The organism is Streptomyces sp. NPDC060198 (assembly GCF_042728415.1).
Taxonomy (GTDB): Bacteria; Actinomycetota; Actinomycetes; order Streptomycetales; family Streptomycetaceae; genus Streptomyces.
Map to the genome: position 1 here is coordinate 15,503 of NZ_JBHWZJ010000006.1, position 17,465 is coordinate 32,967.

The following is a 17,465-nucleotide window of genomic DNA, read 5'->3' on the forward strand; positions in this document are numbered from 1 at the left end:
GGGGCAGCGGCCACGCCGCGAGGACCACCGGCGGTACGGGTTCCAGCAGCCGCAGAAGTCGAAGCAGGACTCGCCGTTGTCGGCGGCCGTGTCCGTCGGGACCATACCGGCGCCCCGGCACGAGGGGCATCCCGGACGGGCCGAGTCGGTCAGCAGCAGTTCGTACCGCTCCAGGGTGAGCAGGTGGAGGCGTGGTCTGATCATGCGGTGATTGTGTCCGCGCCTCCGTCACCCCGCACAGGGCGACCGGCACTCGGTGGGATGCCTCCTGCCCCGTCATCCGCCGGTCGCCAGCACCGGGTAGTCCGTGTACCCCGTCGCCCCGCCGACGTACATCATGTACGCGTCCCGCACCTGGTTGACCGGCGCTCCGGTACGCAGCCGGTGGGCCAGGTCGGGGTTGGCGAGGAACGGGCGGCCGAGGGCGATCAGGTCGGCTCCGGCTGCGAGCAGCCGCTCGCTCGCGGCGAGGCCGCCGTCCTCGGGGATGCGGTCCTTCGGGAGTACCGGGTTGGCGATCAGGGTGCCGGGCCATTCCTTGCGGATGCGCTGGAAGACGGGCTGGTCCGGGTCCGCGTACCCGACGTGCAGGTAGGCGATCCGGCCGAAGCGGCTGTCGGCCAGGGCGGCGACGAGGGCGGGGTAGATCTCCTCGGTGTCGCCCTCCTCGATGCTGTTGACCGTGTTGCCGGGCGAGACCCGCAGCCCGACCCGCTCGGGGCCGATCTCCGCCGCGACGGCCCGTACCACCTCGGCGACGAACCGGACGCGGTTGCCGACCGGGCCGCCGTACTCATCGGTGCGGCGGTTGGTGTTCCGCGAAAGGAACTGGTGGAGCAAGTGGCCGTTGGCGCTGTGCACTTCGACCCCTTCGAAGCCCGCTTCGATCGCGCGCCGGGCGGCCGAGGCGAAGTCGGCCACGTGGTCCGCGACGTCCTGGAGGCTCATCTCGCGCGGCACGGGCGCCTGTTGCTTGCCGGTGGGTGTGTGGAGCGTCTCGGGGAGCGCCACCGGCGAGGGGGCGACCGGGACCAGGCCGCTGGTGTCGGGGTGTCCGACCCGGCCCCCGTGCTGGAGCTGGAGGAACATCCGTCCGCCTGCCGCGCGTACCGCGTCGGTGACCGCGCGCCATCCGGCGACGTGGTCGGGGCGGTGGATGGCGGTGATGTTGGGGTACGTCTGCCCGACCGCGTTCGGGGTGGACGCCTCGGCGATGATCAGGCCGGCCGTGGCCCGCTGGGCGTAGTAGGTGGCCATGAGCGGGGTGGGGACGCCCTCGGCGGTGGCACGGTTACGGGTCAGCGGAGCCATCACGAGACGGTTCGGGAGGCGCAGCGGGCCGAGGTCGGCGGGGTCGAAGACCGACACCTTCGAAGAGGTGGACACGGGTGCGTTCGTCATGCCGGGAGGGTAAGAATTGACACCGGTGTCAGGTTCAAGTCCCAGGGAAGGCGGAGCGTCATGCGGATCGGTGAACTGGCCCGGCGTACCGGCGTGAGCGAACGCTCCCTGCGCTACTACGAGGCGCAGGGCCTGCTGGCGGCGGATCGTACGCCCGGCGGGCACCGGGAGTACCCGGACGGGGCGGTGGACCGGGTGATCCGCATCCAGGAGTTCTACGCGGCCGGGCTGTGCAGCTCGAAGATCGGCGAACTCCTGCCCTGCGTGAGGGACTCGGACGGCGGCCCGTCCGCGACCGCCACGCCCCGGCTGGTCAGCGACCTCGGCGTGGAGCGCGACCGGATCGACCGGAAGATCACCGAACTGCTGCGCTCCCGGGAGGTGTTGGACGAGGTGATCGCGACGGCGAAGGAGCAGTCGCCGTCCCCGGGGTCCGGGGACGCGGTCGCGTAGCCCTGTCGTCACCGCGGGGCGAGTACCAGGTGGACCGCGAGTCCAGTGATCACCGCGCTGGAGAGCAACGCCGTCACCGATCTCCCGCGTGGGCCGGTCAGTACGCGCCCCAGCAGCGCACCGCCGCCGACCAGCAGCAACTGCCAGGTGGCGGAGGCCACGAAGGCCGCCGCCACGAACACGGCCCGCTCGGCGGGACCCGGCGCGGCGGCCCCCTGCCCCGCGAGCACCAGGGCGGCGAAGTACAGGACCGTGACCGGGTTCATCAGCGTGAGCCCCAGCAGTCCGAGGTACGCCCGCAGCGGGCTCACCGGCCTGCGGCCGTCCCCGGCGCCCGGGGTCTCCCGCGCGCGGTGGTGGCGTACGGCCGTCACCGCGCCCCGGCCGGCCATCACCACCAGGACCAGGGCCGACACCCACCGCAGGGGCGGCGCGACCGGCTCCACGAGCGGTGCGAGGGCCGAGCCCCCGGCCACGGCGACCAGCGCGTACAGGCCGTCGGCGGTCGCCACCCCGAGAGCGGCACCGGCGCCGACCCGCAGCGAGGTCCGCGCGGTGAGGGCCACCAGGTAGGCCGCGACCGCCCCGACCGGTACGGCGATGCCGTAACCGGCCAGCAGCCCCGCGACCAGCGCCGCGCTCACGCGCGGGGCGGTGTCGGCCTCCCCGGACCGCCGGGCTGCTGCTGGAGACCCCGGCTCGCGGCGGCGAGGGAGGGCAGCGGCAGCGCGGAGGAGGTCGCGGACGTCGTCGTGGTCATGGGCGGATTCTCAAAGGTGCCCGCCACCGGAGCAACCCGTTTTCGCGGAACGCCCGCCCTTCAGGCCCCGGCGGCCGAGCCCTCGGCGGAGTCGTCACGGGAGGTCCACGCCGGTGCGGCCCCCACCAACGAGTCGAGACGTTCAAGGCGTTGGGCGGTGGTGGCGTCGTCGGGCGTCATGACGATGATCCGCTCGCCCCGCGTCCGGTCCAGCCACAGGCTCTGGAACTGGACGTCGAGGGCACCGACACGCGGGGAGCGGTAGTGGCGCAACTGGGTCCGGTCGGCGCCGACTTCGTACGACTCCCAGTGCCGCACGAAGTCCGGGGACTCCTGGCGCAGCCGGGTGATCAGCGCGTTCCAGCGGGGGTCGTCGCGGTGTTCCGGCTGACGGGCGCGGAGTCTCGCGGTCATGTCGCGCAGGACCGTGTCCTCGTCGACCAGACTGTCGCGCCAGCTCGGCTCGGTGAACATCAGCCACGCGCAGTTGCGTTCCTCGACCGGGTACGCGTCGAGGTCGGCGAACAGGTACCGGTAGGTGCGGTTGGCCGCGACCAGGTCGTAGCAGTCGGTCTGCACGGCGGCCGGGTACGGCAGCAACTTGGCGAGGACGGCGGTGTGTTCGGGGCGCAGATCCATGGGCGGCCCCGGCTCGGCGGGGGCGCCCCGGCCCGCGAGCACCATCAGGTGGCGGTGCTCGGCGGCGTCCAGGCGCAGGACGCGCGCCACCGCGTCCAGTACCTGGTCGGAGGCGTTCCTGGCCCTTCCCTGTTCCAGCCACGTGTACCAGGTGACCCCGACCCCGGCGAGCTGCGCGACCTCCTCGCGCCGCAGACCGGGCGTGCGGCGCCGGCCGCCCGTGGGAAGGCCCACGTCGCCGGGGGTGACGCGGGCGCGTCGGGCACGCAGGAAGGTTCCGAGGGCGTCGCGGTCGGGCGTCGAAGAGGTCACCGCCCCAGTGTCGGTCCTCGGAGCCGGTGGATCCAGGTGGTGCTGGTACCCCTATGACCAGGCTCCTGGTACCAGGATGACAACGGGCGCAAGGTCGTGGACATGACCGTGACGACCGTACCGACCACACCCACCGCACGCACCGCACGCACCGCACCGACCGTCCCCCGCACGCGGGCCGCGGCGCCCCCTCCGGCACGCGCCCTCACCGGTGCCGGTCTCGCCGCCCTGCTCGTCGCGTTCCTGCCCGTGAACATGACGTTCGGGTCGGTCAACCTCCTGGAACCCGCGATCACCGGGGACCTCGGCGTGACCGCGTCGGGCGGTCAGCTCGTGCTGTCCGCGTACACCACGGCGTTCGCCGCGACCCTCGTCGTCGCGGGGCGCCTGGGCGACCGGTTCGGCCGGCGCCGGCTGCTCACGGCCGGTGTCGGCGCCTTCGGGGTGGCCTCCGTGCTCGCCGCACTCGCACCGGACCTGATCACCCTCGTCGTGCTGCGCGCCGTGCTGGGCTTCGCCGCCGGGCTGTTCACCCCGCAGGTCCTCTCCACCATCCAGGCCACGGCGCCCGAAAAGCTGCGGGCGCTGGGCGTCACGCTGTTCGCCGCCGTCGGCGGCATCGCGACCGTCGCCGGACAGCTCCTCGCCGGCGCCGTGTCCCAGGCCGCCGGTGACCACTGGGGCTGGCGGCTCGTGCAGATACTCACCGGAACGATCGGCGCGGCCGCGCTGCTCGCCCTGCGCACCGTGCCCGAGTCGCGCTCGACGGCACCGCTCGCGCTCGACCTGCGCGGGGCAGCCCTCCTCGGCACCGGCCTGCTCCTCGTCGTGGTGCCCCTGACCCTCGGCACGTCCGCGGGCGGCCCGGCCCCGGTGCTCGCGATGCTGGCCGCGGCCGGTGCGGTGCTCACCGCCTTCGCCCGCTCGCAGCGTGCCGCCGAACGCCGCGGCGAGCTGCCCGTCGTCCCGCCGAGCGTGCTGCGCACCGCGGCCGTGCGACAGGGCCTGATCATGTCGCTGCTGTTCTTCACCGGTTACGGCGCTTTCCTGTACGAGTTCTCGGCGCTCGCCCAGGGCGCGTTCGGCGTGGACGCCTGGGGCACCGTCGTGCTGCTGCTCGGTTTCGGCGCGGGGTTCATCGTCACCGCGCTCGCCCTGCCCGCCGTGGAGCGCCGCACCGGGCGCTGGACGATGACCGGCGCGGCCGTCGGCCAGGCGGCGGTGCTGGTGGGCCTCGCCGTCGTCGTGAGCGGCGCCCACGGCGGAGCCCCGTGGACCCTGCAGCCGCTCCTGATCGCACTCGGCGTGACCCAGGCCCTGATGTACGGGCCGGTCCTGCGCACGGTCCTCTCCCGCACCCCGACCTGGGCGGCGGGTGTCGCCGGCGGGCTCTTCACCACCTTGCAGCAGCTCGGTCTCGGCCTGGGCGTGGCGCTCCTGGGCGGCCTCTTCCACGCCGTGGCCGACGCGACCGCGGACGGTTCCGCCGGCGCCGGAATGCCCCGGGGCTTCGCCGTCGCCGTCGCCGTACAGGCCGCCCTGGCCCTGGGCTTCGCCTTCTTCGCCACCCGTATCGCGCGGGCCGGTGCGCCCGGGACGACGGTCTGAGCGGTGCTACGCGCGCCCGACGCCCAGCGCGTACTGCGCCCGCTTCCCCGCCACGACCCGGTCCAGGTCGCCCAGCATCCCCTCCGCCTCGCGGGCGGCGGCCAGGGCGGCCGGGTCGAGGTCGGCGGTGACGACCTCCCGCCGGTCCGGTCCGGCCTCGGTCAGCAGGTGCCCGTCCGGGCCCCACACCCCGCTGCCGCCGCAGGTGTTCCAGCCACCCGTGGTGCCGATGTGGTTGGCCAGCACCGTGTAGACGGTGTTGTCCAGGGCGCGGGCGGGGAACCACGTACGGGACTCGTGGTGGCCGTTGCCCACGCTGAACAGGGCGCCGACGAGGTACGCGTGGCAGCCGTCCAGGGCCGCCGCGCGGGCGTGCTCGGGGAAGCCGGAGTCGTAGCAGATGCCGAGCCCGAGCCGCCAGCCGTCCACGTCGAGGGTGCACCCGGCGGCCCCCGGCCGGTAGACCTCGCGCTCGGTCTTGAAGAGGTACTGCTTGTCGTAGCGGGTGACGAGGGTGCCGTCCGCGCCGATGACCAGCGCGGAGACGTACAGCTCCCCCGCCTCGTGGAACGCGGCGCCCACCACGGCGACCGTGCCGGTCTCCCGGCAGGCGTCGGCGAGCGGGGCCAGGCGCGGATCACCCGGCTGCACGGCGCAGCGCAGCGGTTCGGCGCGCACGAGGTCGGGCTCGTACCCGCTGAGGAACTTCTCCGGGAGGACGACCACCCGCGCCCCCGCCCCGGCGGCCTCGCGGACCAGGGCGGCGGCGGTCGCCGTGTTGGCGTCCACGTCCCCGGCCACGGCCTGCGCCTGCGCGGCGGCGACCCGGAGCGGGCGCGCGGGGATCGGGTACGTACGGGACGGGGCGGTGCGTGCGGTCATGGAACCCCAGGTTACCGGCGGGCCGGTCGGGCGCCCGGTGGCCGGTGGGCGCCCGGTGGCCGGGCCTGTGGCCGCCCCCGCCCCGCCGTCGGCCGGTACCGCGAACCCTGTGCGGGCTCAGCCGGTACCGGGACGGGAGCCCTCCGCGCGGGGGCCGTCCGCCGGGGACGCCAGCAGCTCCCGCACGGACCGGCCGATGAACGCGACGTCGTCCGGATTGGCTCCGGAGCCCGCGAGGTGGCCCCACTCGCCGGGGATGACCCGCACCTCCGCGCCCGGGATGTGCGCCGAGGCCCGGACCTCGTCCTCGGGCGGGAAATAGAGGTCCTTCTCCGCCGGCATGGCCAGCGTCCTGGCGGTGATGGTTCCCAGCGCCTTGACGACGTCCCCGCCCGCGCCCTCGGTCGCGCCGACGTCCGCGTGCTGCCACGTCCAGAGCATCGCGAGCAGGTCGTTGGTGTCCTGGCCCGCGAAGTTCGGCTCCCAGAAACCCACCAGGAACGCGTCGACGGAGTCGAACCCCAGGGAGCGGTACCGCTCGTTCCAGTAGAAGGCCTGCGAGAAACCCCAGCCCGCGTAGACCCGGGAGAAGGCCCGCAGGCCCGCCGCGTGTCCGGGCGCCCGCCGGCCCCGGTGCCACTCGGGGGCGGCCGTGAGCACGGCCCGCAGCCCCTCGATGAACACCCCGTTGTGCGGTGAGGTCTTCGGCGATCCGCAGAACGGCAGGGCGCGGGCGACCATGTCCGGGTACGAGACCGCCCACTGGTACGTCTGCTGGGCGCCCATGGAACACCCGATCACGAGGGCGAGGCGCTCGATGCCGAAGTGGAGGCGGACCAGCTCGTGCTGGGCGCGCACGTTGTCACCCATCGTGACGTGGGGGAAGTCCGCGCCGGCCTGCGGTGCGGGGGTGTTGGAGGGCGAGGAGGAAAGGCCGTTGCCGAAGAGGTTCGGCACGATGACGAAGTAGCGGTCGGTGTCCAGCGGGCGGCCCGGACCGATCAGCCACTCGTGAGAGGTGTGGTCACCGGCGAACCAGGTCGGGAGCAGGACGGCGTTGCCCTTGTCGGGCGCGAGGTCTCCATGGGTCCGGTAGACGAGGCGGGCCGGATCCAGGACGCCGCCCCTCTCCAGACGGAAGTGCGGGAGTTCGAGGACTAACGGGTCGATCGGGGCGTTCATGGTGGTCCCTCGATGGGTGGGCAATGGGCGGGCCAGGATGCCAGGCGGAGGTCGGGGCGACCGCCGACGGGCCAAGTCCTCGGCGTCTCGTACCGGTTGATTCCCCTCCGGCCCTTGGTCGCCGTCACGGCCACAGGCTACCGACGGCTCGCGGGGCGGGCCGTACCTCCAGGTGCGGGCCGCCTTCGCCCGACGGACCGGGCGACGCAGGGCGTCGTCCCGGCGACCGAGCCGCCGGCGATCAGGCCCGCCGGGCGGTGTAGAGGGAAATCGACCCGGTGGCGGTCGGCACCACGTGCGCTTCGTGGACCTCTTCGAACCCTGCCCCGGTCATCAGATCGGGCAGTACGCCGTCCGCGTTGGGCTGGGTGTCCCGCTTGCCGTCGGCGAGCTGGACCGTGCGGAAGGCCAGGCGCATCGGACGGGTGCGCTGGAGGCCGTAGTCGGCGATCACCAGCCGTCCGCCGGGGCGCAGCACCTCGTGCATCGAGGCCAGCACCGCCCGCTTCATCGCCATCGGGCACTGGTGCAGCACCAGGCTGCTGGCCACGGCGTCCACCGAACCGGCCAGTGGCCCCAACACCTCGGGGAGCGTGTCCCCCATGCCTTCCCGCCACTCCGGGCCCGTACCGCTCCCGGCGCCCGCCGCCTCCGCCTTCCGCCGCGCGATGGCCAGCACCTGACGGTCGGGGTCGACACCGACGATCCGGGCCCGGGGCTGCGCGGCGTGCAGCAGCAGGGCGAGTGATCCCGTCCCGCAGCCCACGTCGGCCACGACATCATCGGGCCCGGGCGCGATCCGGGTGACGACCTGGCGCCGCCACACGCGCTCGCGGGTCAGCGCGGCGATCACCGGGTCGTAGAGGCGGGTGGGCGCGAAACGGCCGAGAGCCGGGGTGAAGTCTCGTTCGGTCACACACTCAGCATGCGAGAACCCTCGACACCGCACCAGACGACGACACTTCGAAATCACCGGCGCCACCATGCACACAGCGCGCAGGGGCACGCGCGAGCCGGCACGGTCGCAACTCGGCGCAGGGACACGGCATGTGCCGCAGCGTCAGGACCTGCTTCGACTTCGACGGCCTCTACGCCTTCTGCGGACACGGTGGTTGCTCGTAGGCTGCGGCCATGACGACCCGAGCCGACACCCCCGCCCTCGCCACCCGCGCCGCCTCGGTCGACGCCTCACCCGTACGGGAGATCCTCGCGCTGACCGCGCGGCCCGAGGTGATCTCGTTCGCGGGCGGGCTTCCGGCGCCGGAGCTGTTCGACACCGGGGAGATACGGGCCGCGTACGACCACGTGCTGGCGAAGGACGCGGCGCGGGCTCTCCAGTACTCGGTGACCGAGGGCGATCCGGGGCTGCGGGCGGCCGTCGCCGCCCGGTACACGGCGCGCGGCCTGCCGACCGGGGCTGAGGACCTGGTGGTGACCACCGGTTCGCAGCAGGCGCTGACGCTCCTGACGACGGCACTGGTGGAACCCGGGGACACGGTTCTCGTCGAGGACCCCACGTATCTCGCGGCGTTGCAGTGCTTCGGCTTCGCGGGGGCGCGGGTGGTGCCGGTGCCCTGCGACGAGGACGGCATCGACCCGGTGGCGCTCGCGGAACTCGTCGAGCGCGAACGGCCCAAGATGCTCTACACCATCCCCAACTTCCAGAACCCGACCGGGCGTACCCTCCCGCTCGCCCGCCGCAGGGCCGTGGCCGAGGTGGCGCACCGGCTCGGCCTGTGGATCGTCGAGGACGACCCGTACGGCGAACTCCGCTACGAGGGCGCGCACGTGCCGTGGATCTCCTCGCTGGAGGCCGCCGCCGACCGCACGGTGCTGCTGGGCAGCTTCTCGAAGGTCATGTCCCCCGGCATGCGGCTCGGCCATCTCCGCGCGCCCGCCGCACTGCGCCGGGCCTGCGTGATCGTCAAGCAGGCCGCCGATCTGCACTGCTCCGCCGTGGACCAGGCGGCGGCCGCCCGCTACCTGGAGGTCTCCGACCTCGGCGCCCACGTGGGCCGGGTCCGCGCCGCGTACGGCGAGCGCCGGGACGCCCTGCTGGAAGGCCTGCCCGCCGCCCTCCCGCCGGGCAGCACCTGGAACCGGCCGGACGGCGGGATGTTCGTCTGGGTCAGGCTGCCCGACGGCCACGACGCGACCGCGCTGCTGCCCAGGGCGATCGCCCACGAGGTGGCGTACGTCCCCGGGGCGCCGTTCTTCGCGGGCGCGCCGGACCCTGCCGCCCTGCGGATGTCGTTCACGACCCACACCCCCGACGAGATCCGCGAGGGGTTGCTGCGACTGGGTAAGGCACTGGGCACGCCGGGAGCGCCGCGGGCATCGCAGCCCGTCGCGCACGCCTGAGTCGCCCGCGCCCACCCGCACCCGCACCCGCACCCGCCCGTGCCCGCCCGCGCCCGAACAGCCTGCCGCGGCGTGGGGCGGGGTGGGGCGGTTCGGGGCGGGACGGTCAGGGCCGGGAGTGCCTCAGCCGGCGCTCGGCCGCGGTGTGACGGCCAGGCTCTGCTTGACCTGCCGGGTCACCGCGTCGGCGATGATCTCGGGCAGGCCCGCCTCGATGCCGTGCAGGGCCAGGGCCGCGACGTCGGCGGCGGCGGTCTTCTGGTCGGCGGGGACGCCGGAGGCCATGTCGGTGTCCATGTAGCCGACGTGCAACGCCGAGACGGCGATGCCGCGGGGCGCCAGTTCGTCGCGGGTCGCACCGGTCAGCGCCCAGGCGGCGGCCTTGGAGGCGGCGTAGGAGCCGACGCCGCCCGGGTGCGTCCAGGACAGGACGGACAGGACGTTGAGCACGGCGCCGCCGCCGTTGCCCTCGATGACGGGGGCGAAGGCCCGGGTCGTGGCGAGCGGACCGAAGAAGTTGGTCTCCATCTCACGGCGCACCTCGTCCGGGTCGCCGCCGATCAGCGCCGCGCCGGTGAGGACGCCCGCGTTGTTGATGAGCAGCGTCGCGTCGGACGCGACGCGGGCCGCCTCCTCGATCGACGCGTGGTCCGTGACGTCCATCCGCACGGGGGTGACGCCGGGCAGGTCGATCATCTCGGGGCGCCGGGCCGCCGCGTACACCTTCGCGCCGCGCTCCACGAGTTGGGCGGCCAGGTGCCGTCCGAGGCCCCGGTTGGCCCCGGTGACGACCGCGACCGCGTTCCTGAGTTCCATGTCCGCTCCCGGCTCCAGGGCGTGTCGCCCTCGCGGGTCCTCTCGGGCACCCGCCTACTTGGATTACGTTCATAATCTAAACCCTGTCCTACGATAGATGCCAGTCGACATCCAAAAAGGGAGGCAGCCATGGGACGCGTGTCGCAGGCGCAGGCGCAGGAGAACCGCGGCCGAGTGGTGGACACCGCCTCCCGGCTGTTCCGGGAGCAGGGCACGCAGGTCAGCGTCGCCGACCTGATGAAGGCGGCCGGTCTGACCCACGGCGCGTTCTACAAGCAGTTCGCCTCCAAGGAGGCACTCGTCGGCGAGGCCACCGCCCACGCCTTCGCCACACTCGCCGGGCACCACGCCGCCGGGCTGGAACAGCACGCCGGGCAGCGCGACGCCGCCCAACGGGCGCTGATCGACACCTACCTCTCCGTCGCCCACCGCGACGATCCGGCGGGCGGTTGCCCGGTCGCCGCGCTCGCCACCGACATCGCACGGGAAGGCGGCGGACCCGAGGCCCGGCGCGTCTACACCGAGGGGGTGGCCGGCTTCGCCGACTTCCTCGCCACCGAGGACCAGGACGGAATCGCCCGCCTCTGCACGCTGTTCGGCGCGCTGGTCCTCGCACGGGCCACCAAGGGCTCCCCGCTCTCCGAGGAGATCCTCACCGCCGCGCACGCGGCCTTGACGGAGAGCGGCTGACCAAAGGCGCGGCACGGCCGCCTCCCGCACCCCCGACGCGCGAGCGAAGGGGGCACGGGTCGGCGGCGCGCACCGGGTCAGGCGGGCAGCACCGGCAGCAGCTCCGGCAGGTGGCCGTCCGAGGCGGTCGCCGCGGCGACGCGCTCCTCGGGGACCTCTCCGTACAGGGTGGTACGCGGCTTCGCCGGGCGGCCGGCCAGGTCGGCGATGGCCACCAGGTCCTGGATCGAGCGGTAGGAGCCGTAACTCGAACCCGCCATGCGGGAGATGGTCTCCTCCATCAGGGTGCCGCCGAGGTCGTTGGCGCCCGAGCGGAGCATCTCGGCGGCGCCCTCGGTGCCGAGCTTCACCCAGCTGGTCTGGATGTTGGTGATGTGCGGGTGGAGCAGCAGCCGGGCCATCGCGGTGACGGCCCGGTTGTCGCGGTCGGTGGGGCCGGGGCGGGCGATGCCGGCGAGGTAGACCGGGGCGTTGGTGTGGATGAAGGGGAGGGTCACGAACTCGGTGAACCCCCCTGTCTCCTGCTGGAGCCGGGCCAGGGTGCGCAGGTGGCCGAGCCAGTGGCGGGGCTGGTCCACGTGTCCGTACATCATGGTCGACGAGGAGCGCAGGCCCACCTCATGGGCGGTCTTCACGACCTCCAGCCAGGTGGCGGTGGGGAGTTTGCCCTTGGTGAGGACCCAGCGGACCTCGTCGTCCAGGATCTCCGCCGCCGTGCCGGGGATCGAGTCGAGTCCGGCCTCCTTGGCGGCGATGAGCCAGTCGCGGATCGAAAGCCCGGTGCGGGTGGCCCCGTTGACGACCTCCATGGGCGAGAAGGCGTGGACGTGCATGCCGGGAACGCGTTCCTTCACGGCCCGCGCGATGTCGAAGTATGCGGTGCCGGGCAGGTCCGGGTGGATGCCGCCCTGCATGCAGACCTCCACCGCGCCCACGTCCCACGCCTGGGCGGCCCGGTCGGCGACCTGGTCGAGGGAGAGGGTGTACGCGTCGGCGTCGGTGCGACGCTGCGCGAAGGCGCAGAAGCGGCAGCCGGTGTAGCAGACGTTGGTGAAGTTGATGTTCCGGGTGACGACGTAGGTGACCTCGTCGCCGACCGTGTCGCGGCGGAGCGTGTCCGCGATCCGGCAGAGCTCGTCCAGCGCCGGGCCCTCCGCGTGCAGCAGGGCGAGCGCCTGGGCGTCGGTGAGTTTCGTCGGGTCGTCGGCCGCCTGGCTGAGCGCCTCGCGGACATCGGTGTCGATGCGGGACGGGACCATGCCGGGGGCGGCGGCCTCGCGGAGTGCCTCCCAGTCCCCGTACACCTCGTCGAAGTCCTCGCGGCGGTCGCCGGTGCGGCCCTCGGTGTCGATGGTGCGGTGCAGGTCGGTGCGGCCACTCGCACCGAACTCCTCGTCCGGCTCCTGCCAGGGCAGGCCGACCGGGATCGCGCCCTCCTTGGCCATGCCCGTCTCCGGGTCGGCGAGCGCGCGCACGTGCGGGAGGAGGCGCGGGTCGAGCCAGGGTTCGCCTCGCCGGATGAACTCCGGGTAGATGGTCAGACGTTCGCGCAGATCGAAGCCGGACTCGGCGGTGCGGGCGGCGAGTTCGTCGATGTGCGGCCAGGGGCGTTCGGGGTTGACGTGGTCGGGGGTGAGCGGCGACACCCCGCCCCAGTCGTCGATGCCCGCGCCGACGATCAGCGCGTACTCCGAGTCCACCAGGTTCGGCGGGGCCTGGATGCGGGCGGAGGGGCCGAGGATGTGCCGGGCCACCGCGATCGTCGCGGCCAGCTCCTCCAGCTCCGCGTCGGGCATCGCGCGCATCGCGGTGTCCGGCTTGGCCCGGAAGTTCTGGATGATGACTTCCTGGATGCCGTGGTAGGCGCGTGCGGTACGGCGGATCTCGAAGAGGGAGTCGGCGCGCTCCTCGTAGTTCTCGCCGATGCCGATCAGGATGCCGGTCGTGAAGGGGACGTTGGAGCGCCCCGCGTCCTCCAGGACGCGCAGTCGGACAGCCGGTTCCTTGTCCGGGGAGCCGTGGTGCGGGCCGCCCTTCTCGGACCAGAGACGGGTCGCGGTGGTCTCCAGCATCATTCCCATCGAGGGGGCGACCGGCTTCAGTCGCTGGAGGTCGGTCCAGCCGAGCACCCCGGGGTTGAGGTGCGGGAGCAGACCCGTCTCCTCCAGGACCCGGATCGCCATGGCGCGTACGTAGGCGAGGGTGTCGTCGTACCCCTCCGCCTCCAGCCACTCCCGCGCCTCGGGCCAGCGGTCCTCGGGGCGGTCGCCGAGGGTGAAGAGCGCTTCCTTGCAGCCGAGCGCCGCGCCCTTGCGGGCGATGTCGAGCACCTCGTCGGGCGAGAGGAACATCCCGTGGCCCTCGCGGCGGAGCTTGCCGGGGACGGTGACGAAGGTGCAGTAGTGACAGATGTCGCGGCAGAGGCGGGTGAGCGGGATGAACACCTTGCGGGAGTAGGTGATGACGCCGGGCCGGCCCGCCGCCTCCAGGCCCGCGTCGCGCACCCGGGCGGCGGAAGCGGCGAGGTCCGTCAGATCGTCACCGCGCGCCTGGAGGAGGACGGCGGCCTCGGTCGCGTCGAGGGCCACACCGTCACGTGCCCGTTTGAGAGCGCGCCGCATGGCGTTGGTCGTGGGGCGTCCGCTCTGAGGATCGGTCATGGATCGAGCATACGAGCGGCCCGGTGGGCGCCGGAGGGTGGTTCCTGACACATCGGCGCTCCTCACGGGGGTCGGCGCCGCGCGCCCGGGCGCGGATGGTCGCGGTGCGGCGGGGTGCGCCCCGTAGGGTCGGGACGGTGATGGAAACGATCGTGTTCGACATCGGTGAGACCCTCGTTCGCGACGACCGCCACTGGGCGTCCTGGGCCGATTGGCTGGGTGTGCCCGCGCACACGGTGAGCGCCCTGGTCGGCGCGGCCGTCGTCGGGGGCGGCAGCGCCACGGACGCGCTCGCGCTGCTCCGGCCCGGCATGGACGTCGTGGAGGCGGAGCTGGCCCGCGAGGCGGCGGGGCGCGGCGAGCACCTCGGCGAACGGGACCTCTACCCGGACGTACGCCCGGCCCTGGCCGGACTCCGCGCGCTCGGACTCCGGGTGGTGGTGGCGGGGCACCGGTCGGCGCGCGCCACCGAGCAACTGCTGGCCCTGGACCTCCCGGCCGACCAAGTCGTCAGCCCGGCGGAGTGGAGCGTGGCCAAGCCGGACCCGGAGTTCTTCACGCGGGTGCTGAAGGCGGCGGACGCCGACCCGCGCACCACGGTGTACGTCGGTGACCACCCGGCCGAGGACCTCTTCCCCGCGAAGGCCGCCGGTCTGCGGACCGCGCATCTGCGGCGGGGCCCGTTCGGGCACTGGTGGGCGGATCACCCGGACGTGGTGGAGTCGGCCGACTGGCGGGTGGACGCCCTCACCGAGCTGGCCGCGCTGCCGGGACTGGTACGGGAGCACGGGGATGGGAGCGGCGGGTCGGGCGACGGCGGGCCGGTACGGGACGGGGGGCCGACGCTCCGGGCGCTGCGGTCGGTGCGTTAGGCCGTGTCCGACGGGCGGGACTTTCGCAACACGCTTCAGGCCGGGCCCGACGGGCGGAGGCGGCGCCACGAGGGTGCGGCGTCATCCCTCCCGGCGCCGCGAGAGCGCGCTCAGCGCGACCGCCCCGAGGGCCGCCGCGGCGGCGACCAGCCACACCGCCGTGTAGCCGCCCTCACCCGGCTCTCCGGTGGCGTCCGGGCGGAACGCGCCGAGCAGGGAGGCGAACACCCCGCCCGCCACGGCCCCGCCGAGGGTCTTCACGTTGTTGTAGAGCGCGGCGGCGATCCCCGTGCGGCCGGGGTCGGAGGCTTCCACGATGACGGTCGGCATGGCGCCCAGCGCCAGTCCGATGCCGAGACCGAGGAAGGCGGATCCGGCTGCCATCTGCCACAACTCCGCGTGCAGGAAACCGAATTGCAGGAACGCCAGGGCGACCAGGCCGAAGGCGGCCATCAACGTCGGGCGGTAGCCGATCCGCTTCGCGAGCGTCACCGTGGACAGGGAGCCGACGACGCTGCCGAGCGCCGCGGGCAGCTGTGCCAGCGAGATGGCGAGCGCGCCGAGCCCGAACCCGTACCCCTCGTCCGCCGGATCGGCGGCGTAGAAGGTGGCGTTGGGGGTCTGGCTGCCGAAGTAGAAGACCCCGAAGAGGAAGGCCGCGCAGTAGAAGGGCGCCGTGGTCCGCGCCGCCAAAGCCCGTATGTCCACGAGCGGTTCGGCGGTGCGCAGCTCGACCTGTACCCAGACGGCGAGTAGCGCGAGCCCCAGCAGCACAGGGCCGAGTACCCGCGCCGAGCCCCAGGACCCGTCCTCCGCACCGGAGACCCCGGCGAGCAGGGCGATCATCGCGGTGCCGAGGAGGACGACCCCGGCCCGGTCGACGCGCCCGCCGGCCCTGTTCCGGGACTCCGGTACGGCGACGAAGGAGACCGGCACGCAGGCCGCCGCGAGGACGGCCGGGGCCAGCAGCGTCAGCCGCAGGGAGCCGAAAGCGGAGTCCACGAGGCCCATCACCACCCCGCCCGCCATGGCGCCGAGCGTCAGCGCCCCGACGAGGCGGGCGATGGCCCGGCGCGCGTCGGCGACCGGCAGCCGGTCCCGTACGAGGGCGATCTCCAGCGGCAGCAGCGCCGCGATCGGGCCCTGGAGCACCCGGCCCGCCAGCAGCACCGGGTAGTCGGGGGCGAGGGCGACGGTCAGCGTCCCGGCGGCGATCAGCGCGAGCGCGATCCGGAGCATCCGGCGGTGGCCGTACAGATCACCGAGCCGGCCGAACAGCGGGACGCACACCGCCGCCGCCAACAGCTGGACGGACACCACCCAGTTGAGGGCTGCCGAGCCGATGCCCAAATGGTCGGCGAGGTCGGGCAGCAGCGGCGAGAGTCCGACCTGGAGGAACCCGCTGGTCGCCTCGAAGAAGACGAGCAGGCCGACGACTGCGGTCACCGAGGCGGTGGCGGGCGGCGGTGCGGGCGTGGCGGTGACGGCCATGGGCGGGCTCCTCCTACGGGTACGGGGCGACGGTGACACCGAAATGGGCCGGAACGGACCGGAAGGCGACGGGCGGGCCGCCGGGGGCCCGTACCGGGTTCCGGGCCCTACACCTCGTGGCCGAGGCGGCGCAGGGCCAGCCCGGCGAGCAGCGCGGCGGCGTGCGGCAGGGCGCCGTCGTCGTACACCGCCTGGGCGGAGTGGTTCATCGGGGCGGTGGTGGGGTCCACGCCGGGCGGGCAGGCCCCGAGCCCGACGAACGCGCCGGGCACCTCGCGCAGCACGAAGGAGAAGTCCTCGGCCCCGGCCATCGGCTTGGGCGCCTCGAAGGCGCGGTCACGGCCGAGGATCCGCCGCGCGGTCTCCAGCGCGAACGCCGCGTCCTCGGCGTGGTTGACGGTCGGCGGGTACTGGTCGACGTACTCGACGCTCGCCGTGACCCCGTGGGCGGCGGCCACCCCGTGCACGGTCCGCTCGACGGCGGCGCGGACGGTGGTGCGGGCGGCGTCGGAGAAGGTCCGCACGGTGGCCGAGAACCGCGCCTCCTCCGGGATGACGTTGGGTGCCGTGCCGGCCTCGATCCGGCCGACCGTGACGACCGCCGGGTCGAAGATGTCGATCTCGCGGGTGACGAGGGTCTGGAACGCGGTGACCATCGCGCACATCGCGGGCACCGGATCGGCGGCCAGGTGCGGTGAGGAACCGTGCCCGCCCCGGCCGTGCACGGTGACGTGGACGACGTCCGAGGCGGCGAGCATCGGGCCGGGCCGGGTGGCGGCGAAGCCGGTCGGCGCCCCGGTGGAGACCACGTGCAGGGCGTACGCGGCGACGACCCGCTCGCCCGCCGCGTCCAGCACCCCTTCCTCGATCATGATCTTCGCGCCGCCCTGGCCCTCCTCGCCGGGCTGGAACATGAACACCACGTCCCCGGCCAGCTCCGCGCGCCGGTCCGCGAGCAGCCGGGCCGCGCCGACCAGCCCGGTGACGTGCAGGTCGTGGCCGCAGGCGTGCATCCGGCCGTCGAGCACGGAGGCGTACGGGAGGCCGGTGTCCTCCTGGACGGGCAGCCCGTCCATGTCGCCGCGGAGCAGCACCGCCGGGCCGGGCAGCCCGCCGCGCAGCACGGCCGTCACGGAGCTGAGCCCCCGGCCCAGGGTGATCTCCAGGCCGAGGCCCTCCAGCGCCTCCACGATCCTGCGCTGGGTGAGCGGGAGGTCGAGGCCGAGTTCGGGTTCCCGGTGCAGGGCGTGGCGGAGTTCGGTCAGCGCGGGGGCGAGGGCATGGGCATCCTGGAGCAGAGACATGGGCGTATGGTGCGAAGCCGAGCACTCCACTGAT

The 17,465-nt window shown here is 73.8% G+C and carries 15 protein-coding genes; 5 read left to right on the plus strand and 10 right to left on the minus strand.

Annotation, left to right across the window (positions count from 1 at the left end; all coding sequences use genetic code 11):
- Window positions 1–276: 276 nt before the first annotated feature.
- The gene (locus tag ACFWEP_RS02080; protein ID WP_387364070.1) at window positions 277–1,401 is read right to left on the minus strand and encodes an alkene reductase; all 1,125 of its coding nucleotides are present in this window, start codon (window positions 1,399–1,401) and stop codon (window positions 277–279) included.
- Window positions 1,402–1,461: 60 nt separating this feature from the next.
- Here ACFWEP_RS02080 and ACFWEP_RS02085 point away from each other — a divergent pair, with 60 nt between their 5' ends.
- Window positions 1,462–1,854 carry a MerR family transcriptional regulator gene (locus ACFWEP_RS02085; protein WP_387364073.1) on the plus strand — a complete coding sequence of 131 codons (393 nt, stop codon included), beginning with the start codon at window positions 1,462–1,464 and terminating at the stop codon, window positions 1,852–1,854.
- A gap of 8 nt (window positions 1,855–1,862) precedes the next feature.
- Here the strand turns inward: ACFWEP_RS02085 and ACFWEP_RS02090 are convergent, their stop codons facing one another.
- Window positions 1,863–2,498, minus strand: a complete 636-nt coding sequence (locus tag ACFWEP_RS02090) for a LysE/ArgO family amino acid transporter (RefSeq protein WP_387364076.1) — start codon at window positions 2,496–2,498, stop codon at window positions 1,863–1,865.
- Between the two features lie 176 nt (window positions 2,499–2,674).
- Entirely contained in the window at window positions 2,675–3,565 is an 891-nt protein-coding gene (locus ACFWEP_RS02095) for a helix-turn-helix transcriptional regulator (protein WP_387364079.1), read from the minus strand.
- 102 nt (window positions 3,566–3,667) lie between these two features.
- Here ACFWEP_RS02095 and ACFWEP_RS02100 point away from each other — a divergent pair, with 102 nt between their 5' ends.
- Window positions 3,668–5,173 (plus strand): MFS transporter, encoded by a 1,506-nt coding sequence (locus ACFWEP_RS02100; protein ID WP_387364082.1) that lies wholly within the window; start codon window positions 3,668–3,670, stop codon window positions 5,171–5,173.
- Window positions 5,174–5,179: 6 nt separating this feature from the next.
- On the opposite strand, the gene ACFWEP_RS02105 is transcribed toward ACFWEP_RS02100, so the two are convergent.
- From ACFWEP_RS02105 to ACFWEP_RS02115, 3 genes are all read right to left on the minus strand, one after another.
- Window positions 5,180–6,055, minus strand: coding sequence for a carbon-nitrogen hydrolase family protein (locus ACFWEP_RS02105; protein WP_387364085.1), 876 nt, complete (start codon window positions 6,053–6,055; stop codon window positions 5,180–5,182).
- A 117-nt stretch (window positions 6,056–6,172) separates the two neighbouring features.
- Window positions 6,173–7,237, minus strand: coding sequence for an alpha/beta fold hydrolase (locus ACFWEP_RS02110; protein WP_387364088.1), 1,065 nt, complete (start codon window positions 7,235–7,237; stop codon window positions 6,173–6,175).
- A gap of 241 nt (window positions 7,238–7,478) precedes the next feature.
- Window positions 7,479–8,153: a class I SAM-dependent methyltransferase gene (locus ACFWEP_RS02115; protein WP_387364091.1), complete on the minus strand. Its 675-nt coding sequence runs from the start codon at window positions 8,151–8,153 to the stop codon at window positions 7,479–7,481.
- Between the two features lie 215 nt (window positions 8,154–8,368).
- Here ACFWEP_RS02115 and ACFWEP_RS02120 point away from each other — a divergent pair, with 215 nt between their 5' ends.
- Complete coding sequence (locus tag ACFWEP_RS02120) at window positions 8,369–9,598, plus strand: PLP-dependent aminotransferase family protein (RefSeq protein ID WP_387364094.1); 1,230 nt, start codon at window positions 8,369–8,371, stop codon at window positions 9,596–9,598.
- A gap of 123 nt (window positions 9,599–9,721) precedes the next feature.
- On the opposite strand, the gene ACFWEP_RS02125 is transcribed toward ACFWEP_RS02120, so the two are convergent.
- On the minus strand, window positions 9,722–10,414 hold the full coding sequence (locus tag ACFWEP_RS02125) for an SDR family oxidoreductase (RefSeq protein ID WP_387364097.1): 693 nt from the start codon (window positions 10,412–10,414) through the stop codon (window positions 9,722–9,724).
- A gap of 129 nt (window positions 10,415–10,543) precedes the next feature.
- On the opposite strand from ACFWEP_RS02125, the gene ACFWEP_RS02130 reads away from it, so the two are divergent.
- Window positions 10,544–11,104 carry a TetR/AcrR family transcriptional regulator gene (locus tag ACFWEP_RS02130; protein WP_387364100.1) on the plus strand — a complete coding sequence of 187 codons (561 nt, stop codon included), beginning with the start codon at window positions 10,544–10,546 and terminating at the stop codon, window positions 11,102–11,104.
- 77 nt (window positions 11,105–11,181) lie between these two features.
- On the opposite strand, the gene ACFWEP_RS02135 is transcribed toward ACFWEP_RS02130, so the two are convergent.
- A complete protein-coding gene (locus tag ACFWEP_RS02135) occupies window positions 11,182–13,764 on the minus strand; it encodes a bifunctional FO biosynthesis protein CofGH (RefSeq protein ID WP_387364103.1) in 2,583 nt (860 codons plus the stop codon).
- Between the two features lie 140 nt (window positions 13,765–13,904).
- Between ACFWEP_RS02135 and ACFWEP_RS02140 the strand changes: the two genes are divergently transcribed.
- Window positions 13,905–14,636, plus strand: coding sequence for an HAD family hydrolase (locus tag ACFWEP_RS02140; RefSeq protein WP_387364182.1), 732 nt, complete (start codon window positions 13,905–13,907; stop codon window positions 14,634–14,636).
- 81 nt (window positions 14,637–14,717) lie between these two features.
- Here ACFWEP_RS02140 and ACFWEP_RS02145 read toward each other — a convergent pair whose 3' ends face one another.
- Together ACFWEP_RS02145 and ACFWEP_RS02150 are read right to left on the minus strand one after the other, a co-directional pair.
- Complete coding sequence (locus tag ACFWEP_RS02145; RefSeq protein ID WP_387364105.1) at window positions 14,718–16,127, minus strand: MFS transporter; 1,410 nt, start codon at window positions 16,125–16,127, stop codon at window positions 14,718–14,720.
- Between the two features lie 107 nt (window positions 16,128–16,234).
- Window positions 16,235–17,431: a M20 family metallopeptidase gene (locus ACFWEP_RS02150; RefSeq protein ID WP_387364108.1), complete on the minus strand. Its 1,197-nt coding sequence runs from the start codon at window positions 17,429–17,431 to the stop codon at window positions 16,235–16,237.
- Between the last annotated feature and the right edge of the window lie 34 nt (window positions 17,432–17,465).

What these genes read in the sequence shown, in the direction of transcription:
- ACFWEP_RS02130 (WP_387364100.1), top strand. Translation starts at nt 10,544, where the DNA reads ATGGGACGCGTGTCGCAGGCGCAGGCGCAGGAGAACCGCGGCCGAGTG.
- ACFWEP_RS02100 (WP_387364082.1), top strand. Translation starts at nt 3,668, where the DNA reads ATGACCGTGACGACCGTACCGACCACACCCACCGCACGCACCGCACGC.
- ACFWEP_RS02135 (WP_387364103.1), bottom strand. Translation starts at nt 13,764, where the DNA reads ATGACCGATCCTCAGAGCGGACGCCCCACGACCAACGCCATGCGGCGC.
- ACFWEP_RS02110 (WP_387364088.1), bottom strand. Translation starts at nt 7,237, where the DNA reads ATGAACGCCCCGATCGACCCGTTAGTCCTCGAACTCCCGCACTTCCGT.
- ACFWEP_RS02105 (WP_387364085.1), bottom strand. Translation starts at nt 6,055, where the DNA reads ATGACCGCACGCACCGCCCCGTCCCGTACGTACCCGATCCCCGCGCGC.
- ACFWEP_RS02080 (WP_387364070.1), bottom strand. Translation starts at nt 1,401, where the DNA reads ATGACGAACGCACCCGTGTCCACCTCTTCGAAGGTGTCGGTCTTCGAC.
- ACFWEP_RS02140 (WP_387364182.1), top strand. Translation starts at nt 13,905, where the DNA reads ATGGAAACGATCGTGTTCGACATCGGTGAGACCCTCGTTCGCGACGAC.
- ACFWEP_RS02120 (WP_387364094.1), top strand. Translation starts at nt 8,369, where the DNA reads ATGACGACCCGAGCCGACACCCCCGCCCTCGCCACCCGCGCCGCCTCG.
- ACFWEP_RS02145 (WP_387364105.1), bottom strand. Translation starts at nt 16,127, where the DNA reads ATGGCCGTCACCGCCACGCCCGCACCGCCGCCCGCCACCGCCTCGGTG.
- ACFWEP_RS02150 (WP_387364108.1), bottom strand. Translation starts at nt 17,431, where the DNA reads ATGTCTCTGCTCCAGGATGCCCATGCCCTCGCCCCCGCGCTGACCGAA.
- ACFWEP_RS02125 (WP_387364097.1), bottom strand. Translation starts at nt 10,414, where the DNA reads ATGGAACTCAGGAACGCGGTCGCGGTCGTCACCGGGGCCAACCGGGGC.
- ACFWEP_RS02085 (WP_387364073.1), top strand. Translation starts at nt 1,462, where the DNA reads ATGCGGATCGGTGAACTGGCCCGGCGTACCGGCGTGAGCGAACGCTCC.